Annotated in this window: 35 protein-coding genes; 8 read left to right on the plus strand and 27 right to left on the minus strand. The window is 56.4% G+C overall.

The annotated features are described in order from the left end of the window. Positions 1–4: 4 nt before the first annotated feature. The 8 genes from ACSBQV_RS00470 to ACSBQV_RS00505 all read right to left on the minus strand — a co-directional run bounded on the left by ACSBQV_RS00470 (position 5) and on the right by ACSBQV_RS00505 (position 4645). Entirely contained in the window at positions 5–442 is a 438-nt protein-coding gene (locus ACSBQV_RS00470) for a lysis protein (RefSeq protein WP_434991392.1), read from the minus strand. Next, a complete protein-coding gene (locus ACSBQV_RS00475) occupies positions 439–924 on the minus strand; it encodes a lysozyme (RefSeq protein WP_099817109.1) in 486 nt (161 codons plus the stop codon). Before ACSBQV_RS00475 ends, ACSBQV_RS00470 begins: the two co-directional genes overlap by 4 nt. Next, positions 924–1190 carry a phage holin gene (locus tag ACSBQV_RS00480; protein ID WP_099817110.1) on the minus strand — a complete coding sequence of 89 codons (267 nt, stop codon included), beginning with the start codon at positions 1188–1190 and terminating at the stop codon, positions 924–926. The genes ACSBQV_RS00475 and ACSBQV_RS00480 overlap by 1 nt, the downstream gene beginning before the upstream one ends. A gap of 23 nt (positions 1191–1213) precedes the next feature. After that, positions 1214–1417, minus strand: a complete 204-nt coding sequence (locus ACSBQV_RS00485) for a tail protein X (RefSeq protein ID WP_033654167.1) — start codon at positions 1415–1417, stop codon at positions 1214–1216. Beyond that, positions 1417–1938: a head completion/stabilization protein gene (locus ACSBQV_RS00490; protein ID WP_080431102.1), complete on the minus strand. Its 522-nt coding sequence runs from the start codon at positions 1936–1938 to the stop codon at positions 1417–1419. Before ACSBQV_RS00490 ends, ACSBQV_RS00485 begins: the two co-directional genes overlap by 1 nt. A 91-nt stretch (positions 1939–2029) precedes the next feature. After that, positions 2030–2686 (minus strand): phage terminase small subunit, encoded by a 657-nt coding sequence (gene gpM, locus ACSBQV_RS00495; RefSeq protein ID WP_060428442.1) that lies wholly within the window; start codon positions 2684–2686, stop codon positions 2030–2032. Between the two features lie 3 nt (positions 2687–2689). Beyond that, positions 2690–3784 (minus strand): phage major capsid protein, P2 family, encoded by a 1095-nt coding sequence (locus tag ACSBQV_RS00500; protein WP_434991393.1) that lies wholly within the window; start codon positions 3782–3784, stop codon positions 2690–2692. 60 nt (positions 3785–3844) lie between these two features. After that, the gene (locus tag ACSBQV_RS00505; protein ID WP_434991394.1) at positions 3845–4645 is read right to left on the minus strand and encodes a GPO family capsid scaffolding protein; all 801 of its coding nucleotides are present in this window, start codon (positions 4643–4645) and stop codon (positions 3845–3847) included. 187 nt (positions 4646–4832) lie between these two features. Here ACSBQV_RS00505 and ACSBQV_RS00510 point away from each other — a divergent pair, with 187 nt between their 5' ends. Next, positions 4833–6602: a terminase large subunit domain-containing protein gene (locus ACSBQV_RS00510; RefSeq protein WP_197835447.1), complete on the plus strand. Its 1770-nt coding sequence runs from the start codon at positions 4833–4835 to the stop codon at positions 6600–6602. Then, the gene (locus ACSBQV_RS00515; RefSeq protein WP_434991395.1) at positions 6603–7640 is read left to right on the plus strand and encodes a phage portal protein; all 1038 of its coding nucleotides are present in this window, start codon (positions 6603–6605) and stop codon (positions 7638–7640) included. 705 nt (positions 7641–8345) lie between these two features. On the opposite strand, the gene ACSBQV_RS00520 is transcribed toward ACSBQV_RS00515, so the two are convergent. The 16 genes from ACSBQV_RS00520 to ACSBQV_RS00595 form a co-directional block, all read right to left on the minus strand. Continuing rightward, positions 8346–8690, minus strand: a complete 345-nt coding sequence (locus ACSBQV_RS00520; RefSeq protein WP_434991396.1) for a hypothetical protein — start codon at positions 8688–8690, stop codon at positions 8346–8348. 1 nt (position 8691) lies between these two features. After that, positions 8692–11178: a replication endonuclease gene (locus ACSBQV_RS00525; RefSeq protein WP_434991429.1), complete on the minus strand. Its 2487-nt coding sequence runs from the start codon at positions 11176–11178 to the stop codon at positions 8692–8694. 38 nt (positions 11179–11216) lie between these two features. After that, entirely contained in the window at positions 11217–11615 is a 399-nt protein-coding gene (locus ACSBQV_RS00530; protein ID WP_434991397.1) for a hypothetical protein, read from the minus strand. Further along, on the minus strand, positions 11612–12529 hold the full coding sequence (locus ACSBQV_RS00535) for a DNA cytosine methyltransferase (protein ID WP_434991398.1): 918 nt from the start codon (positions 12527–12529) through the stop codon (positions 11612–11614). The genes ACSBQV_RS00530 and ACSBQV_RS00535 overlap by 4 nt, the downstream gene beginning before the upstream one ends. Next, positions 12522–13298 (minus strand): hypothetical protein, encoded by a 777-nt coding sequence (locus tag ACSBQV_RS00540; RefSeq protein ID WP_434991399.1) that lies wholly within the window; start codon positions 13296–13298, stop codon positions 12522–12524. The genes ACSBQV_RS00535 and ACSBQV_RS00540 overlap by 8 nt, the downstream gene beginning before the upstream one ends. Further along, positions 13295–13477: a hypothetical protein gene (locus tag ACSBQV_RS00545; protein ID WP_434991400.1), complete on the minus strand. Its 183-nt coding sequence runs from the start codon at positions 13475–13477 to the stop codon at positions 13295–13297. The genes ACSBQV_RS00540 and ACSBQV_RS00545 overlap by 4 nt, the downstream gene beginning before the upstream one ends. A gap of 9 nt (positions 13478–13486) precedes the next feature. Next, on the minus strand, positions 13487–13741 hold the full coding sequence (locus tag ACSBQV_RS00550; protein WP_434991401.1) for a hypothetical protein: 255 nt from the start codon (positions 13739–13741) through the stop codon (positions 13487–13489). 5 nt (positions 13742–13746) lie between these two features. Then, positions 13747–14580 (minus strand): Dam family site-specific DNA-(adenine-N6)-methyltransferase, encoded by an 834-nt coding sequence (locus tag ACSBQV_RS00555; protein ID WP_434991402.1) that lies wholly within the window; start codon positions 14578–14580, stop codon positions 13747–13749. Continuing rightward, positions 14577–15428 carry a 3'-5' exonuclease gene (locus tag ACSBQV_RS00560; RefSeq protein WP_434991403.1) on the minus strand — a complete coding sequence of 284 codons (852 nt, stop codon included), beginning with the start codon at positions 15426–15428 and terminating at the stop codon, positions 14577–14579. The genes ACSBQV_RS00555 and ACSBQV_RS00560 overlap by 4 nt, the downstream gene beginning before the upstream one ends. A gap of 3 nt (positions 15429–15431) precedes the next feature. Continuing rightward, positions 15432–15650 (minus strand): TraR/DksA family transcriptional regulator, encoded by a 219-nt coding sequence (locus tag ACSBQV_RS00565; protein ID WP_395756287.1) that lies wholly within the window; start codon positions 15648–15650, stop codon positions 15432–15434. 9 nt (positions 15651–15659) lie between these two features. Continuing rightward, positions 15660–15800 (minus strand): hypothetical protein, encoded by a 141-nt coding sequence (locus tag ACSBQV_RS00570; RefSeq protein WP_161801555.1) that lies wholly within the window; start codon positions 15798–15800, stop codon positions 15660–15662. Beyond that, positions 15797–15994, minus strand: coding sequence for a hypothetical protein (locus ACSBQV_RS00575; RefSeq protein ID WP_033654155.1), 198 nt, complete (start codon positions 15992–15994; stop codon positions 15797–15799). The genes ACSBQV_RS00570 and ACSBQV_RS00575 overlap by 4 nt, the downstream gene beginning before the upstream one ends. Before the next feature lie 286 nt (positions 15995–16280). Further along, positions 16281–16553 (minus strand): hypothetical protein, encoded by a 273-nt coding sequence (locus ACSBQV_RS00580; RefSeq protein ID WP_197764807.1) that lies wholly within the window; start codon positions 16551–16553, stop codon positions 16281–16283. Beyond that, entirely contained in the window at positions 16550–16762 is a 213-nt protein-coding gene (locus tag ACSBQV_RS00585; RefSeq protein WP_072055815.1) for a hypothetical protein, read from the minus strand. Before ACSBQV_RS00585 ends, ACSBQV_RS00580 begins: the two co-directional genes overlap by 4 nt. A 9-nt stretch (positions 16763–16771) precedes the next feature. Next, positions 16772–16975: a hypothetical protein gene (locus ACSBQV_RS00590; protein WP_033654153.1), complete on the minus strand. Its 204-nt coding sequence runs from the start codon at positions 16973–16975 to the stop codon at positions 16772–16774. 11 nt (positions 16976–16986) lie between these two features. Then, on the minus strand, positions 16987–17178 hold the full coding sequence (locus ACSBQV_RS00595) for a hypothetical protein (RefSeq protein ID WP_033654152.1): 192 nt from the start codon (positions 17176–17178) through the stop codon (positions 16987–16989). A 60-nt stretch (positions 17179–17238) separates the two neighbouring features. On the opposite strand from ACSBQV_RS00595, the gene ACSBQV_RS00600 reads away from it, so the two are divergent. From ACSBQV_RS00600 to ACSBQV_RS00610, 3 genes are read left to right on the plus strand one after another with little or no spacing between them, the layout of a single operon-like run. Further along, positions 17239–17607 carry a helix-turn-helix domain-containing protein gene (locus ACSBQV_RS00600; RefSeq protein ID WP_033654151.1) on the plus strand — a complete coding sequence of 123 codons (369 nt, stop codon included), beginning with the start codon at positions 17239–17241 and terminating at the stop codon, positions 17605–17607. Next, on the plus strand, positions 17604–18026 hold the full coding sequence (locus ACSBQV_RS00605; protein ID WP_434991404.1) for a hypothetical protein: 423 nt from the start codon (positions 17604–17606) through the stop codon (positions 18024–18026). Before ACSBQV_RS00600 ends, ACSBQV_RS00605 begins: the two co-directional genes overlap by 4 nt. Continuing rightward, positions 18016–19062, plus strand: a complete 1047-nt coding sequence (locus ACSBQV_RS00610) for a phage integrase (RefSeq protein WP_421087742.1) — start codon at positions 18016–18018, stop codon at positions 19060–19062. Before ACSBQV_RS00605 ends, ACSBQV_RS00610 begins: the two co-directional genes overlap by 11 nt. Before the next feature lie 289 nt (positions 19063–19351). Here the strand turns inward: ACSBQV_RS00610 and ACSBQV_RS00615 are convergent, their stop codons facing one another. Further along, positions 19352–20692, minus strand: coding sequence for an anaerobic C4-dicarboxylate transporter (locus ACSBQV_RS00615; RefSeq protein ID WP_033642641.1), 1341 nt, complete (start codon positions 20690–20692; stop codon positions 19352–19354). Between the two features lie 237 nt (positions 20693–20929). Here ACSBQV_RS00615 and ACSBQV_RS00620 point away from each other — a divergent pair, with 237 nt between their 5' ends. The 3 genes from ACSBQV_RS00620 to ACSBQV_RS00630 all read left to right on the plus strand — a co-directional run bounded on the left by ACSBQV_RS00620 (position 20930) and on the right by ACSBQV_RS00630 (position 22323). Then, positions 20930–21382, plus strand: coding sequence for a PaaI family thioesterase (locus tag ACSBQV_RS00620; protein WP_047026312.1), 453 nt, complete (start codon positions 20930–20932; stop codon positions 21380–21382). A gap of 142 nt (positions 21383–21524) precedes the next feature. Beyond that, on the plus strand, positions 21525–21806 hold the full coding sequence (locus ACSBQV_RS00625; protein ID WP_033642643.1) for a hypothetical protein: 282 nt from the start codon (positions 21525–21527) through the stop codon (positions 21804–21806). Continuing rightward, positions 21772–22323 (plus strand): hypothetical protein, encoded by a 552-nt coding sequence (locus ACSBQV_RS00630; protein WP_033642644.1) that lies wholly within the window; start codon positions 21772–21774, stop codon positions 22321–22323. The genes ACSBQV_RS00625 and ACSBQV_RS00630 overlap by 35 nt, the downstream gene beginning before the upstream one ends. A gap of 55 nt (positions 22324–22378) precedes the next feature. On the opposite strand, the gene ACSBQV_RS00635 is transcribed toward ACSBQV_RS00630, so the two are convergent. Beyond that, complete coding sequence (locus ACSBQV_RS00635) at positions 22379–22648, minus strand: hypothetical protein (RefSeq protein ID WP_033642645.1); 270 nt, start codon at positions 22646–22648, stop codon at positions 22379–22381. A 252-nt stretch (positions 22649–22900) separates the two neighbouring features. Further along, complete coding sequence (locus ACSBQV_RS00640) at positions 22901–24526, minus strand: GMC family oxidoreductase (RefSeq protein WP_099782728.1); 1626 nt, start codon at positions 24524–24526, stop codon at positions 22901–22903. Positions 24527–24577 lie beyond the last annotated feature (51 nt).

Consider the following 24577-nt stretch of genomic DNA (forward strand, 5'->3'; position numbering starts at 1 on the left):
GCTCCTACGGTTGCGTCAGGCAGACGTCGCGAATGTAGTCTTGCAGCCCGGCGATCTGGCTATTGGCGGTTTCTATTCGCTTTCTGAGGGTGAAATAATCCCGTTGAGCGGCGTCAGTAAGTCGGGCGGCGGTTGCATCAACCATGCCGGCGGTGCCGGAGGTCGGGCATGAGGCGTTGAGGCGCAGCCGGCGGCGGCCAGCATCAATATCGCGTTGCAGATCATCAATTTTATTTTTTGCATCGGTCAGCTCTCGGCTTCGGTTTTCGTCGATAGTGGCGACGGCTATTTGTGTTTTATTCTGCCACTCGATCTGGCCGGCCAGTCTCTTGTTGTCGCGTTGCAACGTTTCGCGTTCCTGGCGCAGCCCCTGATTGCTGTAAACCAGAAACGCCAGCGCACAAAGCGCGATCAGCGTGGCGCAGGCGGTCAGGCGGGTCATTTCTGCCCCCAGGTGCAGACCTCGTGTTCAATATCGCGGCGATTCATTAAGCCTTTCCACGGCTTACCGCCGGCATAAATCCACTGGCGCAGGCCGTCGCATGCGCCGGCATAGTCGCCGGCGTTCAGCTTGCGCAGCAGGGACGAGCGCTCAAAGGCGCTGACGCCCACGTTATAGCTGAAACTGATCAGGGCGGCTTTTTGGTACTCTGTCGCCGGCACTTTTACCGAACGATTGACCGATCGCGCAAAGGGGATCAGGTCTTTGTCCAGAATTGCCTTGCATTCCGCCTGGGTGTAGCGCTTGCCCGGCACGATATCGGCCCCGGTATGGCCGTAACATACGGTCAGCACGCCGGCCACGTCGCGATAGGGTTCAAATCTGACGCCCTCAAGCTCCGGGATCATCAACGTGGCGATCGCCAGCGCGCCAGTGCCGGCAGCACCGAACAGCTTTTTACGCAGGGCAGATGACATTGCCATTAATCGGCTTCCTTATTAAAAAGCCCGCGTTTCGCCGGCGGCTCGGTAATGATCCCGGCGCTGACGCCTTTCTCATAGGCCCGCGTGCGCCGCCAGTCGAAATAGGTCTGCGTGAGATAGGTGATCAGGCCCAGGAGAAAACCGCCGATCACGGCTACCTGATTCCAGTCAACGTGGCGAAACCAGTCGATCAGCCCGCCAGTGCATAAGCCGCCGGCAATGCAATAGTTAATACCGGCGGCAATCTTTTCAGTCATGAGTTTCATTCTCCACCTCCCGCGCGCTGGGATTAATCCCACAGTTGCAGGGTCTGAACCGATTCGGATTGAACAATGTCCGGCATGTCGACCGGGTAGCCGTGCGGCAATATCGGCCCCTGGTCTGCCAGACCTGGATTATTCAGCAATACTTGCTCGGTCACGTCCTGCGTCTTGCCGTAATAGCGCTGGCACAGCGCATCAACGGTGTCACCCTGGTGTGCATACACCTTCATCAGATCAGCTCTACCGTCATGCGCGGCAGCGATTGCAGGTCATTGATGGCCCAATCTGCATCGCGGCGGAGATCATCGATCGACGGTTCGATAGCGTCGGCGCGCTTTGAACCGGATGCTGTGGCATCGAAGCTGCGAAAACGCTCGGTAACGCTGGCCTGAGTCAGGCAGAACACGGCGCGGCGATACAGCTGCACGCGGGTACTCTCGTCGTCCAGGTGATCGGCGGGAACCTGTTCCAGTTCGCTGTAGCCCGCGCGCTGTTGCTGCTTGCGCCAGCCTGCCAGCCGATCGTTGACTTCGTTGATGGCGTTCCGCGCCGCCTCAAGCAGACGCGGCTGGGTGATGGTGCCGTCCTGCCGCATGTCTTCGCGGTACTGTTTCAGGTCGATATCCGGCCAAAATTCCGTATTTTTGATGACGGTGCTGGCCGGCGGCGTCGGCTGCTTGGCGATGTCGATTTCCAGCGCGTTGCTGGGTTTCTTGTCGCCGGGTGCGGGTTCTATTGCGATGCTGACCATACGTTTTCCTGTAGGTGGGCGGTGGACGGGAGCGTTGATGCGGTTTAAACCTGTCGCGGCTCCCGTGCCGCCCTCGCCGGGGGCGATTCGGTTAACTTCCTGCCTGAATGACTTTTTCCAGCTGCTTGATATCCGTTTTTACGCCGGAGTTTTCATCTTTCAGCAGGGCTTTTTTCAGCATGTCCAGTGCCAGCACGGCGTCGCCGTCCTGTCGCAATGCATAGCCAACAAACTTGAACAGACGGGCTTTCACCCGATCGGGCATGTCCTGATTTGCCAGCAGTTGATGCGCGCGTTGCAGCTGCGCCGTGTTCAGTGGCCGGCCGGCGGAAAGATCGCGCTGTGCAGCGGCGGCGATCTCTTCAGCGAGCAGGCAACTGGTCGAGCGGTCGAAACCGTCGGGCGCAACCAGATCGTGCCGAATGGCGTACTCGCCGATATCAAGGGCATATTCCAGGTTGCCAATATCCAGAAACCAGACCAGCACACGCATCAGGATCGCATCCTGCCGGCCTGCGTCGCTTTGCAGCACACCGGCCACCCACGGCATATAGGTAGGCAGCATGCCGCGCTTCAACTCGGCTTTGGTTTCGTGGGACTCGACGCCGCTCAGCCGCGCCAGATCCTGCTGCATCTTGAACAGCAGCAGGTCATAGTTGCCCAGATGGCTCAGGCTGGCCGCCTCATCCAGTGAGGCGGACTGCTGCGCGGCAATGTAGTGCTTGTGTCTGCGTGCCGGGCTGCTCATGGATTAGCCCTCCTGGTTTTCCGTTGGCTGCTGCTCTGGCTGCTGGCCGGTTGGCGCTGGGGCTTTCGCTTTCAGGATCTGGATATTTTCGATCAGCGCCACGCCCTCGTAGTCTTCAACGACATAGGCTTCGTTGACGGACTCGTAGTTTTCGATGCGGTCGCGTTTCGGGTTGTCGATGATGTGGCGGCGGCGCGTGCCGTCTTGCCAGTAGATCGACAGGTTATCCAGTCGGGTGATGAAAATGGTGTTGTCAGGGAAGGACGGAACACGCACCGCCTGCAAGCCGCCCAGCCGCTTCTGGCTGATAATGATATCGGCGGCCAGGGCTTCAGTGTTTGGCTGTTCCTGGTTGACGAGCGGGAAATATTTGTCCGCCAACAGGGAACGGCCGACAACGGCGACCAGCTCGGTGTCGTCCTGGAACCAGGGCGCGATCAGCTCGTTGACGGCATCCATGACCAGTGCATCGAGGTTGTGATAGTCGCCATCGATACCGATGCGGATTTTTTCCGACACGACGCTGCCGTCCTCGCCCAGCACCTTATCCATCACCTGCTCTGGCGCACCTTTGCGAACTTTCTGCAACCAGCCGATGTTAACGTCCTGTAACAGCTTATTGACGGTGATATCCGAGGTTTTAGCCCGGCTGATGCCGTTCCAGCCGATCATGATGCGGTCGAGGCCTTGGCGCTTCACGATCTGGTTGCGAATACGGATCTGGAAGTCTTTGAACTTGGCCCAGGCGTCCAGCTTGGAATATTTCAGCGCGGTGTCAAAGTTGGTCTGGGTACACACATAGCCCACTTCGTCCAGGCTGCTTGGATCCATCGGTTCACGTTCTTTGTCGTCGGTATTGGTCGTACTGGCGATAGGGCGGTCAATGCCCAGACCGACTTTAGAGCCGCTCTGTTCGTCAACGGGAATGATGTTGATCTGTTTCAGAAAGCTGCTGCTTTCCTGAATCTTGTCTTCCAGACGCTGCGTTACCGTCGGATCAACGGTGAATTTTGCGGCTACGTCTTCAGGTTCGATGTGGTTCAGGTTCGCGACCTGGCTCAGCAGCATTTTATATTGCTTGCGGGTATTCGGTTTCATTGATTGTTCCTTGTTCCGGTCGTTTATGTCGATGCGATGCCTGTTTTCGCCGTTAGTCCGTCAGCAGTCGGTTAAGACGCTATCGCCACTGCCGGTAGACAGGTCGCGGCGATGGGTAGAACGGTCAGAAGTGCTGAGGGTGGTTTTCAGCTCGGAAAGCTCGGTTTTCGCGTCTTTCAGCTGGCTTTCCAGCGATTCGACGGTGGTTTTCAGGCCGGAAAATGCTTCGATTTTGGTTTCAAGCCCTTGCTGGCGTTCAGCGACAAATTCCACCGCCTGATGAACGTCGGAAAAACGGCCGTCATCGGAGTGCTGTTTTTTGCTGAACATGGTCTTGATTTGGGTCAGAAGGTTCGGTTTGTCGGTTTCTGGCGCGTCAAATTCCATCACGGTTTCTTCCATCGCCCCGAAGTGCAATCCGCTGGTTTCGGCCAGGTTGTTGGCGGTGAATTTCATGACTTCACTACCCAGCGACGCCGGATTGTCGGTAAACGCCAGCCCGGTCAGATAGGCTTTACCGGTGTCGGCAAATTGCGGGTAATACTCGATACTGGTGTAAATTTTTTGCCGATCGTTGTTCAGCTTCACCAGCCCATCCGTCGCATCGACCTGCGCCAGCAGCGCCAGCTTGCCTTTCAATTGGCCGGATGTGATTTCCTGCGCCTTCAACGCGACGACGTCGCCCTGGGCCTTAAAATCGCTGTTTGGGAAAATGCTCAGGTAGTGCTCAAGGTTGGCGCGCGCCGGGCGGAATGCTGGCGAGAACGTTTCCGCCATTTCTTCGATATGACGGCGTTCGATTTTGCGGCCGTCACTGGTCGCGCCTTCAACGGCGACGCGGAAAAATTTTGATATTGGCATGGGTAAGCCCCGATCAGTCAGCAGATGGGCCGGGATTGGCCGTGTTTGGCCTATGTTGGCTGGGGCGGGATGGCGGGACAACGCGGCGGCTTTGTGTGGTCGATGGCACAAGGCGCTTTAGGGGTGTTGGTTGTGGCGCGTAGGTAGCCTTTCGGTATTGAAACGTTGAAATTCAGGCCGATAAAGCATGAGCGCTATTACTATCAGCACCGATCTTGATCCCCGCCGTCAGGCCATGTACCTGTATTGGCAGGGGCTTCGCGTCACTCGCATCGCCGAAATGATCGGGGAGAATCCCGTCACGGTACACAGTTGGAAACGCCGCGACAAGTGGGACGATTACGGCCCGCTCGATCAGATGCAGATCACCACCGCCGCACGCTATTGCCAGCTGATACTGAAGCCGGAGAAAGAAGGGCGCGACCTCAAGGAAATTGACCTGCTGGCGCGCCAGGCGGAACGGCACGCACGCATCGGCAAATACAACGGCGGCGGCAATGAGGCCGATCTCAATCCCAACATTGGGAGCCGAAACGCCGGGCCTCGCCAGCGCACGCAAAAGAACGTTTTCACCGACGAACAGCATGCCCGGCTGAAAGAAATCTTTCTCGAACAGATGTTTGCATATCAGCGGCGCTGGTATGAGGCGGGGCTGTCAAAAGATTTTCGTATCCGCAACATCCTGAAATCGCGCCAGATCGGCGCGACGTACTATTTTGCACGCGAAGCCCTGATCGACGCCCTGGACACGGGGCGCAATCAGATGTTTGTTTCCGCATCCAAGGCGCAGGCGCACCAGTTCAAAAACTACATCACCGCCTTTGCGCAAGAGGTCGATGTGGAACTGCGTGGGGAAACCATCATCCTGCCAAACGCGGCGGAATTGCATTTCCTCGGCACCAACTCCAACACCGCCCAGGGCCGGCCCGGCAATCTGTATCTGGATGAATATTTCTGGATCCCCGGCTTCAAGAAACTGCGCCGCGCCGCATCGGGTATGGCGTCGCAAACCCGCTACCGTTCGACCTACTTTTCCACCCCGTCGAGCATGACGCATGAGGCCTATTCCTTCTGGAATGGCACGTTCTTCAACAAGGGGAAATCCAAGGATCGCCGCCGTGAAATTGACGTTAGCTATAAACGCCTGGCCGGCGGCGTGCTCTGCGAGGACAAGCAATTCCGCCAGATCGTCAACATTGAAGATGCGTTGCGCGGCGGCTGCGACCTGTTTGACCTCGACGAGCTGCGCGAGGAAAACAGCGATGAAGATTTTGACAACCTGTTCATGTGCAACTTCATCGACGATACATCGTCCGTCTTCCCGATGGGCGAAATGCAGCGCTGCATGGTGGACAGCTGGGAGCACTGGACGGACGTTAAGCCGTTTGCGTTGCGCCCGGTAGCCTCGCGCGAAGTCTGGATCGGTTATGACCCTGCCAGCTCTGAAGATGGCGACAGCGCCGGGTGCGCGGTCATCCTGCCGCCGCTGGTTGCCGGCGGAAAATTCCGGGTGCTGGAGCGCCATCAGTGGCGCGGGATGGATTTTGCGGCGCAGGCCCGCAACATCAAGGCGCTGACCGAACGTTACAACGTGAGCTATATCGGTATCGACAACACCGGCCTGGGCCGCGCGGTGTCGCAACTGGTGCGCCAATTCTTCCCTGCGGTGAACGCCATCAACTACAGCCTGGAAATGAAAACTGACCTCGTGCTGAAGGCCCGCGACGTGATCCGCTCCGGCCGCCTGGAGTTTGATGCCGGCGCGCTGGATATCGCCCAGGCGTTTATGTCCATCCGCAAGCAAATGACGGCTACCGGCCGCCGGGCAACCTATGTCACCAGCCGCGCCGAAGGCGTCAGCCACGGCGATGTGGCCTGGGCCGTCATGCACGCCTTATTCAATGAACCGCTCGAAGGGGCAACCGGTAGCAATACAGGTTTTATGGAGATCTACTAAATGAGCAAGCGCAACCGGGGCCGCAAGCACGCCCAGCCGACGACACAAAAACAGACTGGCGCGCAACACGTCGAGGCGTTCACCTTCGGCGACCCGATCCCGATGCTGGATCGGCGCGAAATTCTGGATTATCTGGAGTGCTGCGTCGTCGATCGCTGGTATGAACCGCCTATCTCGTTCAACGGCCTGGCGAAGACGTTCCGCGCGGCGGTTCATCACAGTTCACCGATCACGATGAAGCGCAACATCTTAGTGAGCATGTTCAAGCCCCACCGGCTGCTGTCAAAGCAGGATTTCAGCCGCTATGCGCAGGATTTCATGGTGTTCGGCAACAGCTTTATGGAGGCGCGTTACAACCGCCTCGGCGGGATAATGAAGCTGGTTCCCAGCCTGGCGAAATATACCCGGCGCGGCGTCAATACTGATTCTTATTGGTTCGTGCAATCGTGGGCGGAGCCGCATCAGTTTGAAGATGGCACCATTTTCCACCTGCTTGACCCGGACATTAATCAGGAGATCTACGGCGTTCCTGAATATCTTTCCTCGCTTAACTCCATCTGGCTGAACGAGGCCGCAACGCTGTTTCGCCGGAAATACTACCTCAACGGCAGCCATGCCGGCTTTATCCTGTACATGAACGATGCCGCGCACAAACAGGAGGATATCGACAACCTGCGCAAAGCGCTGAAGGAATCGAAAGGGCCTGGCAACTTCCGCAATCTGTTCATGTATGCGCCTGGCGGTAAGCCGGACGGCTTGCAGCTGATCCCGCTCGCCGAAGTGGCAGCGAAAGATGAGTTTTTGAACATCAAGAACGTGACGCGCGACGATCAGTTAGCGTCCCAGCGCACGCCGCCGCAGTTGATGGGGATTTTGCCGAATAACACCGGCGGATTCGGGGATGTGGAAAAGGCCGCGCGGGTATTTGCGATTAATGAGCTGGCCCCGTTGCAGGAGCGCCTTTGCGAGCTAAACGACTGGGTAGGGGAGGAAGTGATCAGCTTCAACCCGTATGAACTACTCAAGAATGACCAATAAGTTACTAGCTTATTAAGTTAGTGGCTGATGTGTGTAATGTGAACCGCCGAAAGGCGGTTTTTGCATTCTTATGCGGCGCTATTCATGTTGCATTTTTTATCCGTGCGCTACTGTGACATGTCACAGGCGTTTTTTTTCATTAAAATGTCGCGTCACACGGCTGTTGAAAATTAAAATGTGACGTGGCAGGATAACGCCAAGTCGCCCGCCATGCTCAATGTCGGCACTCAACCCGCAAACGCGGTTTTTGCAGAGATCGAAAGTGATTCTTTGCCAAAAAAACACCGCATATCCTAAGTGCAACAATCCGCATAGTTCATTGCATACCTAATCACCCCTCAAGACCGCACCAGACAAGGCTTTAGCGCCTTTTTCCTACTGCATAAAAAGTGAATTGTTAAGCATGCAGCGTGGGGGCGGGGGGGACGGCACGGAACAGGGGATCGATGGGGATCGTTTTTCCTGCCTATCCCCCGCAAACCCCGCACCGCATTCACTTGCGCATCGCTGCGAGGCGATCAGATTTGATGTGCGATCGTTGGTGCAAAGAAAAAGCGCCTCGCTGTGTGGCGTATAGGCGCTTTGGTGGGGGCGGTAATATGCGGGTTTCTATGTTGCTGGGCTGGTGTTATTCATTTTTGTGAATATTCATTCATTTTGATTGCGTCATTTCCCCGGTACTGCTATTCTCGACTGGCGAAGGTTCTACAGCGTTGTCAGCATCAGCTTCTTGTAGCCGGTGGTCTGCCAGCATTGCGAATCACCTTGCATGCAGCACCCGCCCGGATCGCCCGGCAACGTGTCGCCGCATTTCCCACAGCTACTTTTACGCAGCTCGGTCAGTTGTTTATGCAACAGCTTATTGTCTTGCCGTATGAGGCCTATCAGGTATTCCGTCACCTCGTAAGGCTCCCTCGCGATCCGGCGCTGCTGGCAACCTTCCAGGATCATCGCCATTTCCTGGCTATCGACGCGCAGGGTTATCGTGGTGATGCCGTTGGCCTTGTCGCGCTGGCGCTGGCTGCGTTTACGTTCTGCTGATGTAGTCATGCTATTCCTCCGATTTCTGTTGTTTTGCCGCTTCTTTTCTCAAATGATTGCCGACAAGCCTTTCCTTCTCGGATACCTGCCGTTTCCATAGCGCAGTAAGGCGATTCAGCGCGTTTGGTGTGGCCGCTGGCATCGGTTGCAGGTACAAGCAACCGTCAGCCCGCGCTCTATATCGCTTCCCGTCAATGATCACCGTTGCTCCTTTGGCCGCCGCCTTCAAAATGTTGTCGTCCAGGCTGAAGCCTATCGACTCAGCGAAGCTTTCTATCCGGCGTTCCTGCGGACTGAGTGGCCGGCGGAGTGTGCCGATCCCCTCGCTCGCGCCCGCCGGTCTGTCAGCTGCCGCATCCTGAATGTCGCCCAGGTAGAAATACGCCAGCGCGCGCTGCTGCTGTTCCTGGCGAATCTGTTCGCGCCAGCGTGCCAGGCTGTCTGGATCTGGCTGTTTTGCCCGGATTTGGGGCAGATAATCCCCTTCATCAGGCAAGGTGAAGCCCTCGGCGACTGCCGCGTATGGGTTTTTCACTCTTTCTGGCGATTCGCTGCGTATCCGCCGGAGCAACAACCGCCGCTCTTTGTCGGTTAATTGCTCAAAATTGAGGTTTTCAGGTGGTGGCGGTGGCTCCGGTGGCTGTTTGGTTTTTAACCTTTCCGGCGATGCCGTACAGTTATTGACAGAACTCCGAGAGGGCGCAGGCGCGCCCTTAAGGTCAACGGCCAGGTCAACGGCACGCGCCGGCACAAATTTCCATTCTGTCGTGCGGGTGATGATTGGCGTGTCGATGCCGACCGGTGGAGAGAAAACCCCACGGATCCGGATCACGTCTTCGCCGTAATCGTTCGGTGTTTCTGCCGGCTCGTAGTAGGTGCGCACGACCAGATCATCGCGGCGGACAAACGGCCCGCCCTGGGCGTTGACGTACTCCGCCCACTTCCCGCAGTCGGCGGCATCGTGCACGGCAGCGAATTCGACGCTGAGGCCGACGGCGGTTTCATGATCGGCCATGCGGCGCAACTCACGATAAACCGTTACCGGCGCGCCGCCGATAAACTGAAACTGACGAATACGCCAGCGGGCCGCCCAGGCAGACACGGCCGGGGCGACTTCCTTCAACTCTTTGCCGCTGTCGTCGTCCAGCTCACCATCCAGCGCGTAACCGTCGATGTTTTTGCTGATGTATTTAGCGATGTAGCCGGTGGCGCTGCCTTTCTCTGGGTCGATGGCTTCAGCGTGGAAACGGGCCTTTCTGGTGCGCTCGCTGTACAGCTCGCCGGCGTCTTCCTCGCAGGCGTAGCTGCGCAGAATACTGCGCACCTGTTCCACGGCTTCAGGACGCATGAACAGCAACATATGCCAATGCGGCGTACCGTCGGCATGCGGCTCGGCCACGCGGATCCCAAAAATTCGAACGTCTTCGCGGTGCAGCTTGGCGCGGGCGCGCTCCCAGACGCCGCGCAGGTAGCGCTGCGTTTCGTCCGGGCTGGCCCCGCGCCATTTTTTATTGCGGTGGCCGTGCTTGTTGGTGGCGTGGAAGCGAGAAGGGGCCGTCAGGGTGTAAAACTCTCCCACAAAGCCCATTTCATTGCAGATATTCTCAAAGCCGCGGATGCGCGCCATCAGCTCGCAACGGCGGATCGCTGGGTTCGCCACGCTGTGATCGTATTTGTCGATCAGCGAAATGCGGTTGCCCTCGTCGTCCTCAAGTTCCATCGACTTGAGAAATTCGCGTGTGCGCCGCTTCTGCTCCCGCCAGTCTCCGACCGTTGGCCGGCTGGCGTATGGCGTTGCCTTCTTGCTGACGTGGCCGATCGCGATATGCAAGTGCTCTTTCCAGCGGTCAGCATGCCGGCGCAGGCGGCGCAGCCACCAGTTTTCGGACAGCATGCGCCGCACCGCCGGCCCGGTATTCTCGACCGTCATTTTTTCGCCGTCAGACTGATAGGTATCCCATAGCGGCGGGGTCTGTTTGAATCTGCGGGTCAAGGCAGCTGCGCCCAGGTATAGCTCCAGCACGCTCAGGAACTCTGAGGCACCGCCGGCATCTTCATCGATCACGCTTAACTCGCGCTTGATGGTGATCGCGATATCCTTGGCCAACAGCTCGACGTCGGCGCGGCTGGCATCTGGCAACCGATTGAACCGCTGGCACAGATCGGCGTCGATGTTGTTTTCTGAAATGCGGTATTTCTCGTGGACGAGATCAAGCCGTGGCAATACGCGCTCGACAAAGTTTTTCGTCAAGTACGCATTGCCCCGGCGGGTACCCTGTGATTCTTCCAGCTGGCTGATGTGGTAACGCACGTCGCGCTGTATCAGTTGCGGCTGCTGCTCAAGCAGATGATGCGCGCGCAGGGTGGCGGCGATCTGTTCTTCGGTCTGTTTTTGGCTTTCTGCCAGCAGGTCTACAGGTGGATCGATCGCCGGGCGTGGGGCGTTCCACGGAAAGGCCCATTCAAAAGCAGGCGCGCCGCTGCCAGGGTATGGCAACGGCGGTGATGGTTGGTGACGGCCGCGAATGGGTTTACTCACGCCCACGGCCACTCGTCTAAGTAAAACCACGGCGAGTTTTGCCACTTACGCGACAAAATATTGACCGATACCAGTGTTAAACCGCCTGTGGCGTAGTTGCGTTTATATACGCACTCAACTGACTGGTCTGGGCCGCTGGCAGGGTCATAACTGACCATCCTGTCCCTAAGAGGCTGCTTTCTTCTGGCATGAAGAAGTCGCAGCGTCGCGCCTGCGGAGAGCTTGAACGCAGCGCGGATCAGCTCCTGTTGGCTGGCTGCGTAGGTTTTCCCGCAACGACGGCCGCACCGGGCGAAGGCAAGCACTCGATTGAGATGCGCCAACACATGAAGATCTTGAATGTGATTGTGTCGTGGGTAGAGAGCCGCAATGGCGATGGCAATAGGCTTTTTCATCCCTGAGCCTCCAATGCTGTGATGAATTCACACATAGCTTTTGGCGGCACAGCATTGCCCGCCATGTGTACGCACAGCTTGTGCGATGGCGGTTTGATGTAGTCCTCCGGGAACGTCATCGCCAGCAAGTTTTCGTCGCGGGTCAAAATGCGCATGCGATCGCCGTCGACAACCGCCCAGCGATCGCGCGTGGTGATCGTGCCAATCGGACGGGAAAGAGAGCGGCCTGTTTTGGTGTTGCCGTAGTAGCTGAAAAGGAAACGATCACCGAACTGTGCGCGGCCATTTTTAACGCGCTCCAGCGTTGCAGCTGCGCGCCCCGGTTTTTCAATCGGCTGCCATTTGCCGGCGTCGAAGTCGATAAAGGTGCTGGCCGGCACATGCGGCATTTTTGGTAACTTCAGGAACAGTGGTTTTTTGCTACGGGTGCAGATAATGAACAGTCGCACGCGGTTTTGCGGAACACCGAGATCAGCACAATCCACGATGTGCGGCGCAAGAGAATATCCCAGGGCTTGCATCGCCGCTTCCCATGCTGGGTAAAGCCCCCACTGAAGGAACTCCGGCACGTTTTCGATGATGACTTTCGGCATTCTGTGGAATTCGGCAGCAGATACCACCGCCCACGCCGTGGAACGGCTGGCGTCGTGCTGCGGGTTTCCTGCCTTCTTGCCGCGTGCTTTGCTGTGGCCTTGGCAGCACGGCGAGGCCATCATCAGATCGTGCTGAGGCATCAATGACCAGTCAGCCTGGTGCAGGTCTTGGCAAACGTGGATTGCGCCGGGATGATTCGCCTTATGGGCTTCGACGGCGGCCGGCCAGTGATTGCCGGCCCAAACCACTTCAGCACCCGCCATTTCTGCGCCGGTAGATGAACCACCCAGGCCGGCAAAGAGATCACTCACTTTAATCATTTGAGCGGCCCTCTGGTGCTGCCGCCAGCATGGCGGCGTAGATGTTGCCGAAGTTAACGCAGAAGGTTTCTGGGTTGGTGAATGTCACGTCGTCGCAGTTCATGGCAGCGGCGATCATGTCTTCTGTCGGTTCTACCGGAACAAACTTGTAACCGCGACTTACAGATTGAGCCAGCATTGCGGCGCGGCAGGCGTTCCATGATGCTGCCCACGTAATGCCGGAGTACGTGTTGATATTGTGTTCTTGCGGAATGTCGGCAGGCGACACCTCCGGCGGCACTGCTGGCGCTGGCGGCGCATCGTACAGAATGCGAGCCTCATAGAACCGCCCTGCGTCGGCCTCGCCCGTAGCGATTATTTTGACGGCTTTATCGTATGTGGCTTCATCAATTTCGGCCCACGCTGACCACTTCGACGGGGTATGCCATTCCACGCGATAGCGTAAGAAATAGCCCGTAGCTTTTGCATTGGCTGGCGCTGGCGGGGCGGCAATGATTCGAAACTCAACGTTGGCCGCAATGGTTTCCTTCAGGATGAAATCTACCTTTTCAGGCTTGATGGTTTCCCAATCTGTCACCTGGCCGTTGTACGGGTTTCGCATGCGGTACTGATACACCGGCCGCGCCTCCCGGTTATCCGCCAGCTCGTCAAATGCCTCAGCATTCAGCAGCATGTCCTGCGCGATGCTCACGGATTGCCACTTCGCATCTACTGCTTTTTTGCGCCAGATCTTAGCGCGTGCTCTCAATTGCTCAGTCGTTAGTGTCATTTCTGGTTGCTCCTATAGTCCTGAATCGTGAACACAATCGGCGCAGGCTCTGGTTTCATTAACTCGGACAAGGTTGGCTCGACAGGGGCCAAGCCAGAAAAAATTAGCAGTTGCTTGAGGCCGAGAATTACAGCTGCAATGAGAAGCCATTTCCCGATGAAGTTAATCAGACGTGTCATGCTTCCCCCTTAACCGGCTGTAGAGTGAATGGCGGCTGGGAAATCCAGGTCGCAGAAACCAGCATTCAGCGCATTAACGCTATGGCAGAACTCGCGCCCATTGCGATCCTGATGGGCGTCAATTTCCTTATCCTTGCTACGGTCATAGACGTATATGCGCGGGTCGCCGATGGTGAAGAATCCCAGACGCTCGGACGGGCAGCGGTTCAGAATCTCTTGCAGCTCGTCAAGCCAGGCGCGCTCTTTCTTGTTCAGCTTTGCCATCCTACTCATCCCCCCTCTACGGTTGATGCCTTCATAGTTGCGATGATCTCGCCAGCTGTTGCGCGGCTGGCAGCTTTGGCGCTGACAGAACGGCGTGCGGTGGCGGTTGTGATGATGAAATCGGAATACAGCTCCCGCGCGGCGTCGGTTTCGCTGTTCGAGGCTACGACGTGGCGGCCGCGTTTTGCCGCAATGCGCAGCATGCGCGCCAGCTTTCTCTGCTGTTCGCTGGTAAAGCCGTCAGTGTGGTAGCTTGTGAAATTGGCGGTGGCGCTGGCCGGGATGTAGGGCGGATCGCAATAAATCACGTCGCCGGCCTGTGCCATCCTGATCGCTTCCTGGAATGTGCAGCACAGGAAAATCGCTTTTGTTGCCCGCGCCTTCTCAGAGAAAGCTCGGATCTCGTCTTCGGGGAAATAGGGTGCTTTTCGATGACCGAACGGCACATTAAACTCGCCGCGCAGGTTGTAGCGGCAAACGCCATTGAAGCCGTGGCGGTTCAGGTAAAGAAATTGTGCGGCGCGGTACAGGAAATTACTGTCGCATCCCAGATTGAAATCGGCGCGTACAGCGTAATATCCGGCTTCGCTGGCGTGCTCCGTGAACAGGTTGCGCGCTTCGCGGATCAGGACGTCCGGCAGGTTTTTGGCGACGTTGTGGAAGTTGATCAGATCGCTGTTGATATCGCACAGCAGATAGCTTTCATAGTCGGTGTTGAGAAACACCGCGCCACTGCCGACGAACGGTTCAACCAGCCGCTTTCCGGCTGGCAGGTGCTGGCGCAGCGTGTCTATTATGCTGGCCTTGCTGCCCAGCCATTTCAGCGCTGGGCGGTTCATGCGTCACCGCCTGCAAAAACGACATCAGCTACAGCGAAACCCTTCAGCTCATTACCATCATAAATTGCTGCTATCACTTCAGGGGCAATCAGCGCATTGATGACGCCAATCATGCCGATGATATAGGTGCTGTCGCAGATACCTACCGTTGCCGCTGTCTTTTTGGCGAAATATTCAGAGCACTTAACGCGATTATCAACCAGAGCTGTGATCGCATCTGGGTCTACCTGAAATAACCCGTTAAGGATATCGACAGCTTTCTGTGCCGTTATTCCGTGCGATGCGCGGCGAACACCTCCGGCTGCCATTGCCTTAATCACGCCGAGAGTGGTCAGGCAGTCAGAAAGAGCGCGATGCGGCGTTCCTTCGATAATGACGTCTTGCTGTTCAGCGGCGGCGGTCAGCTTTTGCCATTTGTACCCGCCGCGCTCGCTGTTCTGGCCGTAGAATTCGGCGTAGGCCAGCATTGCGCATTCAAACGTTGGTCGCTCGATTTTAAAGTGAATCGTGATCCCCCAATCATCATTGGTCTGATCAAGAATCCGGGTGTCGAAGTCACTGTTGTAAATCACGACTTTGCGCCCGCTGATAATGTCGTAAAGACTGCGGCACACATGCGGCCAGGATGGCGCAGTCGCTACCATTTCGTTTGTAATGCCGTGAATGGCTGTCGCGGAGGCAGGGATCACGCTTCGCGGTTTTACCAGCGTGTTCAGCAGAACCTGGCCGTCCGTGTCGATGATGGTGACTTCTACGATCTCGGCATCTTCTCCAAGACCGGTGGTTTCGGTGTCCAGAATCAGGCAGTTTTCGCGCAACCATTGCTGCGCTTGCTGTTGTGGTGTCATGTTTTACCCCTTGAAATGGCGTGATTTTGCTTCTCTGGTGGCCTGGCAGTGCACGCAGGTGCTGACGCCATGAATCAGGCAGCGGCGCTGCTCAGGGATAGGTGCTCCGCATTCCTCGCAGTGAAATGCAGAAGGCCCGCAAGGTTGCGGGCGGGCGTTTTTGATTTGGGCGTCAAGGATTAGCTGATGCCGTTCCTGTGCCATGTCGATTTGATCGGCCATTGGGCGTCCTTAGTCGTAATTGCGCAATTCAGGCGGCATGCACTGTTGATTAAACTCCCGGCAGCATTTGCACTGGCGGTATGCGAACCAGCCCACGACCGCAAAGGCGAGGACAAACCAGACTGCGATTACAGCAATGAAGGTGTTCATTTCGCGGCACCTTCTTGTTGAGTGCCGATCTTTTGGCGGGCGGAAATCCAGCTTTTCAGCATGGAAAGGATTTGATCGCGGGTGGCGTTGTCGGCCTCAAGGCGTTCAATCCTCGTGCTCAACAACTCCAGAAGTTGCAGCCGTGAAACGCAGCGGGCATCTGCAAGCAACTTCATTAATTCGGCTTCGTTCATAAAAACCCCCTGAATTCAGGATGTAGGAAACCCGCCACCAAAAAGGCGGCATTTTTTATTTCGGGTGGTGGATATATTTCAGTAAGCGCTGAATGTGCCCACTGAAATATATGCCGGGTTTTAGCCATGCCCGGCGCATGAGAAGGTAATCGCCCGATCTAAGCAGCCCATTCTTTTGTAAGGACGCAACCGGGTTTCATTTCCTATCTGGGAGCACACCCCGGACGCCAATCCCCCACACGTTGATGGGAGGGTGCGCTCTCAGATAGGGCCGGGCTTTCCCGGCTCATGCGGACTGTTCAACCGCTCGCGGGTGAGGAATATCGCCGTTGTTGCAGCGCATGATCAGACTGTCGATAACGGCGGCGTCCGGGGCGTGGCCGGCGGCTTCCGCTGTACTCAGCAGACCGGTCAGGCCGATGCACAGACGGTATGCGTAATCGTTCAGCGAAACAGCTCGTACAGCTGGCGCAATCGCCGTGGCGGCGTTGATGTTGTTGGCTTTTGCGTGGTACTGCGCCAGAAGGTCGCCCACTAAAGTGATATATGCTTGTTTCATGCTGCCGCCTGGTGCTGTGAGTAAAGTTGGTCTATATAGCCAGTCGCCTGTGCTTGCGCATCGAATAAGCCATAAGACTGATCGCCTTGGCTTACTTCATATCTGGCTATTGGGTTAACGATAGTGCGCGGACGATAAGTGATAACAAAGCCGCGATAGCGTGAAGAATTGCGGCTTATTTTGGTTATAGCGTGTTCAATTGGTTGCATGTTTCTGCCTCAACTGTTGGCTATTGCGTCTTTCAGCATGGCGACAAGGTTTACCTCGATCTTGTCCTTTGGGTTCGCTTTCGGACGAATGATTATCCGGCCATCCCTAACCATCCGCCGGCAGGTGCCGATCGGGATTTTTGTCATTTCGGCGTATGCTTCCAGAGCGACATAACCTGTAGGAACGGTGATGTTTATCGTGGTGTTCGCCATGATTTACCCCGTCATTCCGCCTGGATGGATTCAATGCCGCGCAGATACACCAGGCGCGCCATGCTTGAAATCGAACGACTTTCTTTTGCTGCGATGGCTTCCAACTCCGCGCGCTCTGCATCTGATAAGCGCATAGGGATCGGGTTTTTTGCAGCAATTCCGCCAGGCAAACGTGAGCGCGGCGCATGATTGGCTTGTTTCATAGTGTTATATTGTGATCCACTAAGTTCCTGTACAACACAATCTAAGGAAGAAATGTTCCTATGTCAACCGGGAAAGAGGAATTATTGTTCCTGATCGGTAGCCGTCTGCGCGAAGAAAGGGAAAAATCAGGTAACAGCCAAGAGTCCATCGCCTCCACATTTGGCATATCTACCCGCACCTGGGGTAAATACGAGAGAGGGGAAACCATGCCCGACGCCGTTACTCTTGCGCTGCTTAACAGCCATTTTGGGATAGACGTTGCCTATATATTGACCGGGGTAAAAACCCCCGAATCAAATATATCAACAGAAGAACAAAAGCTAGTTGATAACTATCGAGCAATGGATGACTCGGCACGGTTAAATATACAGGCGGTTGGCGATTCGTTCGCGCATTCAAAACCAAATAAAAAGGTAGAGGGACAATGAAATTAATTAATGCTCGGGCAGCATGTTTTTTTAAATATGGTTTCTTTGTTTTCGTGGCAATTATGGCGATTGGTTCAAACGCTGCATTTGCTAACAGTTGGTATCAAGGTGGAACACTGCATGAGGCTAACGCTCTCACGTGGCAAAAAGCATCACAGCAAAATAAACTTGCAACCTGTGCTGACTTTATTGCAGGGCTATACAGCAAAAATTTATTATCAGATGACATAAGCCGAAAAATGAAATCGGTTGATGATTTCAAGCCTTATGCGGCTGAGTTAGTAAAACAATTAGATTCCGCTTTTAAGCCAGAACCGAATAAGGCGGAAAATGAAAAGATGTTCGCTAACCAAACCGTTAAATCGACAGCGATGATGCTCATGATCATGATGAAGTGGGTAAATACTAATGGCAGTTAGCAAACTTCCATCAGGCAAATGGTTATGCCAGTGTTTCCCTTACGGACGTGATGGAAAGCGCATTAGAAAGCAGTTCGCCACTAAAGGGGAGGCGCTTTCCTACGAGCGCCGCCTTTTGGCAAATAAGAAAGCTGTTGAAGTTGGTGATGGCGCGGTCAAATTGGCCGATCTGATCCAGCGCTGGTATGACATGCACGGCAAAACGTTGACTTCCGGTGAGTCTCGGCTTTCGAAGCTGCAAGCTATCTGCGAACGTCTTGGCGATCCGTTGGCGCATGAAGTCGATAAGAATATGTTTGCTGTATATCGCGAACGCCGGCTTGCTGGTGAATGGCTGGCAAAGGGGCGTAAGGCTATTAAAGAGGCAACGGTAAACCGAGAGCAATCATATCTGCACGCAGTGTTTTCCGAGTTGAAGCGATTGGGGGAATGGGAAGGCAATAACCCCTTGGATGGCATTCGCCAATTTAAGGAGGGTGATCAGGAATTATCTTTCCTTTACCCCGACGAAATTAAGCGCCTGCTGGCAGCTTGTGATGAGTCGGATAATAAAAGCCTGGGTATCATTGTTCGTCTCTGTTTGGCAACCGGTGCACGCTGGGGTGAGGCTGAATCAATGCGGCAATCTCAGGTTCTGCCTGGCCGCGTGTCTTTCATCAACACGAAAAGCAACAAAAACAGAACGGTTCCAATATCAAAACGGTTGCAGGATTTGCTGCCGAAAACGCGAGGGGCGCTTTTCAGCACATCATATGATGCGTTTAAGCACGCGCTTAAACGGGCTGGCATCGAGTTACCAACGGGTCAGCGTACTCACGTTCTGCGGCACACGTTCGCAAGCCATTTCATGATGGGGGGCGGCAATATTTTGGTGCTTCAACAGATACTCGGTCACAGCACGATTATGATGACAATGCGATATGCACACTTCGCCCCCGATCACCTTGAGGCAGCGTTGACGTTGAATCCATTTGATAAGATTTCTGGCGAAAAAGGGCCTGAATTAATGGCAGCAGAAGCGCACAACGCGTCATAATGCTCAACGATGCGCATTTCTAACCTACTGATTAAACTTAACTTATTGAAACTAAAAGCATATACTAGCTTTTTAAAATCCCTCGGCTTATGGCTGTGCGGGTTCAAGTCCCGCCCCGGGTACCAGGGAACGAAAATACCGAATAATCAAAGCAATAAGTAGTAATGTCGTAGACCGCCGAGAGGCGGTTTTTTTGTGCCTGAAATTCGCATTACGCCTGCATTTTTTTCCTTTCTTGTCATGCCGCCCCCCTGCCTGCAGGGAGCCCCGCAGGGCTCCACAGTACAGATCATAAGAAACCGAACGCCGCGGCGAGGATCCAGCCGAAGACGCAGGAGACGCTGACGCCGATCAGGCCCGGTAGAATGAAGCTGTGGTTGATCACGAAGCGGCCGATGCGGGTGGTGCCGGAGCGGTCGAACTGAATTGCCGCCAGATCGCTGGGGTAGGTCGGCAAAATATAATAACCGTAGCAGGCCGGCGCCGAAGCGACGATATAGGCCGGGTTGACGCCGATCGCCAGCGCCACCGGCACCAGCGCCGCCAGCGCGGCAGCCTGCGAATTGACGAATTTCGACACCAGCAGCAGGATCAGCGCATAGGCCCAGGGGTACTCTTTCACCAGCACGCCCAGCGTGGCTTCTATCTGCGTCAGGTGCGCGCCGAACATGGTTTCCGCCATCCAGGCGACGCCATACACCGCCACGATGGCAATCATGCCGGAACGGAACACCTCGTTTTTAGAGATAGACGCCGGGTTGGTGCGGGTAATGATGACGATCAGCGCCCCGGCCATCAGCATGCACATCTGGATCACCAGGACCATGGAAAGTGGCTTGCCACCGAAGCTGGGCCGCAGGTCGGAAAAGGCCCCCAGCACCGCCACCAGGGCGATAGTGGCGAGGAAAATCCACATGGCGATCCAGTTGCTGCGCGGCAATACCCGGTCCAGCAGGGTGGCGGCGTCGCCATAGACGTAGCGATGGTTCTCCGGCACCGAGATAAATTTCTGGAACTCGGGATCTTTGTCCAGGTCTTTGCCGCGGAACCAGCTGAAGATACCGATCGCCAGAATGCCGCACAGGGTGGAAGGAATGGTGATCGACAGCAGATCGAGGAATTCCAGATGGCGGCCATTGAAGGTGTAGCTGCTGAGCATCGCCACCAGTGAAACGACCGCCACCGAGACCGGGCTGGCGATAATGCCCATCTGCGCGCCGATCGAGCTGGCTGCCATTGGCCGTTCCGGGCGGATGTTATTTTTGATCGCCACGTCATAGATGATCGGCAAGATGGTGTACACCACATGGCCGGTGCCGCACAGGATAGTGAGAATGCAGGTGACGAACGGCGCGATGATCGAGACATATCGCGGGTTGCGCCGCAGCATCCGCTCGGCGATCTGAAGCATGACGTCCAACCCGCCTGAGGCCTGCAGGGTGGCGGAGGCCGCCACCACCGCGATGATCACCAGCATCACGTCTACCGGCGGTTTGCCGGGCTGCAGGTGAAAGCCGAACACCAGGATCATCAAACCGATACCGCCCAGCAACCCCAGCGCAATGCCGCCCTTACGCGCCCCATACAGCAGGCATGCCAATATAACCGCTAATTGCAGAAAGAAATCCATGATAGATACGCCTTAATAATGTTGAACTTAACTGCGTTCAGTTTCCGGCGGCGTTTACAGCAGAAAGTTGTTTTAAATCTAAAGGCATTAATAAATTGTGGTTATTAACCTTAAAGAGTGATGTCGGTCACATTCAAAGAATATGGAGAGCGGGTGGAAAGCGGCATTAGCACGAAAAAGCAAGCCAAGAGGTCAGACCTCTCCTATATGACGGATTTACCACCAGAGGAGAGAGTTATGGATCCGACAAAAATGACGGGGCTGGCGTTATTACAGGCAGCGATGGCCGGCAAAATTCCACCGGCTTCGATCGCTGAAACGGTGCCCATGAAACCGGCCGCGGTTGAAGAGGGATATATCCGCATCGTGGCGCGGGCCGACGAACGCCACCTTAACCCGCTGGGCGGCGTTCATGGCGGCTTCGCCGCCACCGTTTTGGACTCGGTGACCGGTTGCGCGGTGCACAGTACGCTGGGCGCAGGGACGGGTTATGGCACCGTCGATCTGCAGGTGAAAATGTTGCGCCCGGTGCCGAAGGAGATTGATCTGATCGCCGAGGGGCGTCTGGTCTATGCGTCGAAAAACGTCGCTTTCGCGGAAGGCACGCTCAAAACGGCGGAAGGGAAACTGCTGGCTTCGGCAACCGCCACTTGCTTTATCATTCGCCCTACCGAACAGCCGCCACAATAACCTGCCATTTATCAGGCCCCGGTTCTTCCATCCGGGGCCTGATGCATTTCTCTGTCGGCTGCACCGATCGCCGCGATACGGCCGCAGGCGCGATGCGTCATTGTGGTCTAGTATTCTTGGGTAAAAATTTATCGGGGTGAGTATGCAGCCGTATAAAGAGGTTGAGTTTGATCATGAGCTTTGTCTGGCGATCGGCAGGGCCGTATTGGACGTGGTAGCGCAAGGGGAAGAAACCAGCGCGACGTCGGTGATGAGCGCCATTGAGCGGGCGGTGGAACAGGGGCTGAACGACGACGACACCGCCGTTGCCGACGACGCGCTGGATTTGATGGCTCGTCTCATTCACGGCTGCGGATTTATTAATCTATCGGGTGAAGAGGAGACTTCCCATGCATTGGTTGAATTTCAAGCGCTACAAGAGTGACGTCGCCAAACAGGCCGTGCCGCCGCATCTGAATGCCGCTGAATTTGCGCGGCATTATGCCGATAAGCCGCAGGAGAATACGGAAGAGTATCTTTCGCTCAGCGGGGAGATGTGTTGGGATGCGGTGGTGCTGTGCGCCCACCGTTCCGGCGCGCTCAGTAAGGCGAAATACAAGCAGCTGTGGCTGACGGTGTTCGATAAGCAGTACAAACATTTCGTCAGCCCCGACGATACCGAGATCCGCACCATGGCGGATATGCTGCGCGCCCCGCAGGGATGTTTTATCGGGATATTCTCCATGCGCGACGCGGCCTCGCCCCGATTGCTGCATGCCATGATCGGCACCGGCGCGGGATTTGCCGCAGGCAATAAAAATCTTTGCATCGGCGTGGGAGGCGCGGTCGGCTGGGAAAATCTCAATCTGGCGCGCGATCTGCGCTGGCAGCCGGAAGGCGGTTTTCTACGCCAGGGCGACAGTGAAGTGCTGCGTATTTTTTATCGGCCTTTCCCCGCCTGAAACGGTCCGGACGCTTTTTAGGGTAAAAAAACCGCCGTTGGGCGGTTTTTGCGTCTTATTTGAACCCGCCGCTGCGGATGAAGTCGAGACCGGCGGCGGTGATCCGCGTTTGGTGCGGATCGATATCATAGTTGTTCTCGTCGATGTCGCTCATCACGTAGGCCTGTATCAGCCCCTTGGTTTTGAGATAGGCGAAGGGATCTGCGAAGGCGTGCGGGCTGGTGGCGTCCTGCTTCCACAGTTCGTAAGTTTTCTCATCCAGCGTGCCGGGATGATTGGCGGCCAGTCGGGTCAGGATCTGATTGTAGAACACATAGTCGGTCATGATGCGGTCCTCTTTATCGCGAGCGACAATCTCGGAAAATGACGTAACGTCTATCAATCATAGCCGATGTTTGCTCGCCGCCTGCGTTATCGCGAACCCAGGCTATCCACGCTGGCTTTCGAACCAGTGAAACAGGCGCGAAATGGTAAGGCTGAGATCGCCGATGTTGAAGAGCGCGCCGCTGCGGAATGGCGAAGGCCGGCCATCAGGGTGACCGGCCGGGTTTCAACAGCCTATCTTGCCGCCAAACGGTCAGGCATAGTGGCGGGCGATATGCTCGGCGGTGGCGATCGTCGTCACATTAGTGGCGACGGAGGGCACGTCGGGGAAAATGGAGGCGTCGACAACCCGAAGCCCGTGCACGCCGTGCACGCGGCCCTGAAGGTCAACGACCGTCTTCGGGTCGCCGGCATTCCCCATCGGCGCGGAGGAGGTCGGGTGATGATAGGTATCCAACGTCGCCGTCATCGAGGCCAGAATGGCCTCGTCGCTGTCTGCGGCGGGCGCAAGCTCGCTGTGGATAAGTGTAGACAGCGGGGCGGTTTGCCCTATTTTTCGCGCCAGTTTAACCCCCTCCAGCAAGCGAACACGGTCGCTCTCTTGCGCCAGGAAGTTAAGGTCAATGTGAGGGGCTGCCATTGGATCGCGGCTTTCCAGCCAGATGCGTCCGGTGGATTGCGGCCGGGTCAGCGCCACCGCCAGGACAAAACCGACGCCGGTGGGGCTTTGGTCATGTGGGAACAGATGCGTCGCGGTAATGTGCAGATCGAGCTCCCCCGGTTCCGCCCGGCTGCTGCGGGTCCACAGCTTGGCGCCGATAACCGGCGATTGGCTGCCGATGACGTCGGGGCGGGCTGCGTAGGCATTGTAATAAAAAGGGTGATCGACCAGGTTTTCACCGACGGGCAAATCGGCAACGACGGGGATCCCCAGACGCTTCGACTGTTGCGCAGGCGCAATGCCGGATCGCATCAAAACGGCGGCGCTGCCGTAGGTTCCGGCGCTCAGGATCACTTCAGCGGCATGGATTTCTTCGCCACTGGCCAGGCGAACGCCGATCGCGCGCTGTCCGTCAAATATCACGCGGTCGACCAGCGTATCGGCACGCAGGATGAGATTGTCTCTGGCGCGCGTTTTCTCATCCAGATAGGCCATGCCGGTGTTAACGCGCACAGCGTTGACAATATTCATCGGGTAGGGGCCGACGCCATTCGCTGAAGGGCCGTCAAAATCGTCGATGGCGTCATAGCCGTTGGCGCGCGTGGCGGCGACGAAAGCGCGTTGCATTGGCGTGATGTCATCCAATGTGAGTTGCACGACGGGGAAAGGACCGCTATCGCCATGGATTGCGCGGTCGTGCAGGCCATGACGAGTCTCCAGTTTTTTGAAGGAGGGCAGCAGATCCTGATAGCGCCATCCCGGCAGATCCCAGCGTTTGAAATCTTCCGGGCGGGCGCGGATCGCCACGGCGCCGTTGACGCCTGAACTGCCACCCAGGACTTTACCGCGGATGGCGCCGATCGCGTGGCTGACATAGCCGGGTTCTGTCCGGTATCCCCATTCGAATTCCGGGTCGCCATTGGCGCCGAGCACGTCGCTGTTCGCGATGAGGCGCGGATAATCGTAGGGCGCGTAACTGTGTCCGGCCTCTATCAGCAGGACCCGGCGCGTTGGGTTTTCGCTGAGGCGAGCCGCCATCACCGCGCCGGCGGAACCGCCGCCGACGATGATCACGTCGAAGGTGGATGGCTCGCTGGCGCGTTGGGCCGGTTGTGTTTGCGCCGCCGACGCGGAACTTGATGCGCAAGCGCTGAGCGTGGCGGCGGCAGAAACGGCCAGCGTTTGGGATATCAGCTGACGGCGTGACAGGTCTTTCATGGCGTAGTCTCCAGAGCGGGCGGAAGGTGTGTTCTGCAGACTAAAACCCGG

It is taken from the genome of Serratia sp. B501 (assembly GCF_051172315.1).
Taxonomy (GTDB): Bacteria; Pseudomonadota; Gammaproteobacteria; order Enterobacterales; family Enterobacteriaceae; genus Serratia; species Serratia ureilytica.

Bases quoted from the DNA above. Each gene is read 5' to 3' on its own strand.
- ACSBQV_RS00640 (WP_099782728.1), bottom strand. From the start codon at position 24,526: ATGAAAGACCTGTCACGCCGTCAGCTGATATCCCAAACGCTGGCCGTT.
- ACSBQV_RS00510 (WP_197835447.1), top strand. From the start codon at position 4,833: ATGAGCGCTATTACTATCAGCACCGATCTTGATCCCCGCCGTCAGGCC.
- ACSBQV_RS00550 (WP_434991401.1), bottom strand. From the start codon at position 13,741: ATGGCAAAGCTGAACAAGAAAGAGCGCGCCTGGCTTGACGAGCTGCAA.
- ACSBQV_RS00590 (WP_033654153.1), bottom strand. From the start codon at position 16,975: ATGGCGAACACCACGATAAACATCACCGTTCCTACAGGTTATGTCGCT.
- ACSBQV_RS00500 (WP_434991393.1), bottom strand. From the start codon at position 3,784: ATGAAACCGAATACCCGCAAGCAATATAAAATGCTGCTGAGCCAGGTC.
- ACSBQV_RS00520 (WP_434991396.1), bottom strand. From the start codon at position 8,690: ATGACTACATCAGCAGAACGTAAACGCAGCCAGCGCCAGCGCGACAAG.
- ACSBQV_RS00570 (WP_161801555.1), bottom strand. From the start codon at position 15,800: ATGAACACCTTCATTGCTGTAATCGCAGTCTGGTTTGTCCTCGCCTTT.
- ACSBQV_RS00535 (WP_434991398.1), bottom strand. From the start codon at position 12,529: ATGATTAAAGTGAGTGATCTCTTTGCCGGCCTGGGTGGTTCATCTACC.
- ACSBQV_RS00470 (WP_434991392.1), bottom strand. From the start codon at position 442: ATGACCCGCCTGACCGCCTGCGCCACGCTGATCGCGCTTTGTGCGCTG.
- ACSBQV_RS00615 (WP_033642641.1), bottom strand. From the start codon at position 20,692: ATGGATTTCTTTCTGCAATTAGCGGTTATATTGGCATGCCTGCTGTAT.
- ACSBQV_RS00625 (WP_033642643.1), top strand. From the start codon at position 21,525: ATGCAGCCGTATAAAGAGGTTGAGTTTGATCATGAGCTTTGTCTGGCG.
- ACSBQV_RS00630 (WP_033642644.1), top strand. From the start codon at position 21,772: ATGCATTGGTTGAATTTCAAGCGCTACAAGAGTGACGTCGCCAAACAG.
- ACSBQV_RS00530 (WP_434991397.1), bottom strand. From the start codon at position 11,615: ATGAAAAAGCCTATTGCCATCGCCATTGCGGCTCTCTACCCACGACAC.
- ACSBQV_RS00635 (WP_033642645.1), bottom strand. From the start codon at position 22,648: ATGACCGACTATGTGTTCTACAATCAGATCCTGACCCGACTGGCCGCC.
- ACSBQV_RS00595 (WP_033654152.1), bottom strand. From the start codon at position 17,178: ATGAAACAAGCCAATCATGCGCCGCGCTCACGTTTGCCTGGCGGAATT.
- ACSBQV_RS00515 (WP_434991395.1), top strand. From the start codon at position 6,603: ATGAGCAAGCGCAACCGGGGCCGCAAGCACGCCCAGCCGACGACACAA.
- ACSBQV_RS00505 (WP_434991394.1), bottom strand. From the start codon at position 4,645: ATGCCAATATCAAAATTTTTCCGCGTCGCCGTTGAAGGCGCGACCAGT.
- ACSBQV_RS00585 (WP_072055815.1), bottom strand. From the start codon at position 16,762: ATGCAACCAATTGAACACGCTATAACCAAAATAAGCCGCAATTCTTCA.
- ACSBQV_RS00605 (WP_434991404.1), top strand. From the start codon at position 17,604: ATGAAATTAATTAATGCTCGGGCAGCATGTTTTTTTAAATATGGTTTC.
- ACSBQV_RS00490 (WP_080431102.1), bottom strand. From the start codon at position 1,938: ATGGTCAGCATCGCAATAGAACCCGCACCCGGCGACAAGAAACCCAGC.
- ACSBQV_RS00480 (WP_099817110.1), bottom strand. From the start codon at position 1,190: ATGAAACTCATGACTGAAAAGATTGCCGCCGGTATTAACTATTGCATT.
- ACSBQV_RS00580 (WP_197764807.1), bottom strand. From the start codon at position 16,553: ATGAAACAAGCATATATCACTTTAGTGGGCGACCTTCTGGCGCAGTAC.
- ACSBQV_RS00610 (WP_421087742.1), top strand. From the start codon at position 18,016: ATGGCAGTTAGCAAACTTCCATCAGGCAAATGGTTATGCCAGTGTTTC.
- ACSBQV_RS00575 (WP_033654155.1), bottom strand. From the start codon at position 15,994: ATGAACGAAGCCGAATTAATGAAGTTGCTTGCAGATGCCCGCTGCGTT.
- ACSBQV_RS00545 (WP_434991400.1), bottom strand. From the start codon at position 13,477: ATGACACGTCTGATTAACTTCATCGGGAAATGGCTTCTCATTGCAGCT.
- ACSBQV_RS00555 (WP_434991402.1), bottom strand. From the start codon at position 14,580: ATGAACCGCCCAGCGCTGAAATGGCTGGGCAGCAAGGCCAGCATAATA.
- ACSBQV_RS00620 (WP_047026312.1), top strand. From the start codon at position 20,930: ATGGATCCGACAAAAATGACGGGGCTGGCGTTATTACAGGCAGCGATG.
- ACSBQV_RS00565 (WP_395756287.1), bottom strand. From the start codon at position 15,650: ATGGCCGATCAAATCGACATGGCACAGGAACGGCATCAGCTAATCCTT.
- ACSBQV_RS00560 (WP_434991403.1), bottom strand. From the start codon at position 15,428: ATGACACCACAACAGCAAGCGCAGCAATGGTTGCGCGAAAACTGCCTG.
- ACSBQV_RS00540 (WP_434991399.1), bottom strand. From the start codon at position 13,298: ATGACACTAACGACTGAGCAATTGAGAGCACGCGCTAAGATCTGGCGC.
- ACSBQV_RS00475 (WP_099817109.1), bottom strand. From the start codon at position 924: ATGGCAATGTCATCTGCCCTGCGTAAAAAGCTGTTCGGTGCTGCCGGC.
- gpM (WP_060428442.1), bottom strand. From the start codon at position 2,686: ATGAGCAGCCCGGCACGCAGACACAAGCACTACATTGCCGCGCAGCAG.
- ACSBQV_RS00600 (WP_033654151.1), top strand. From the start codon at position 17,239: ATGTCAACCGGGAAAGAGGAATTATTGTTCCTGATCGGTAGCCGTCTG.
- ACSBQV_RS00485 (WP_033654167.1), bottom strand. From the start codon at position 1,417: ATGAAGGTGTATGCACACCAGGGTGACACCGTTGATGCGCTGTGCCAG.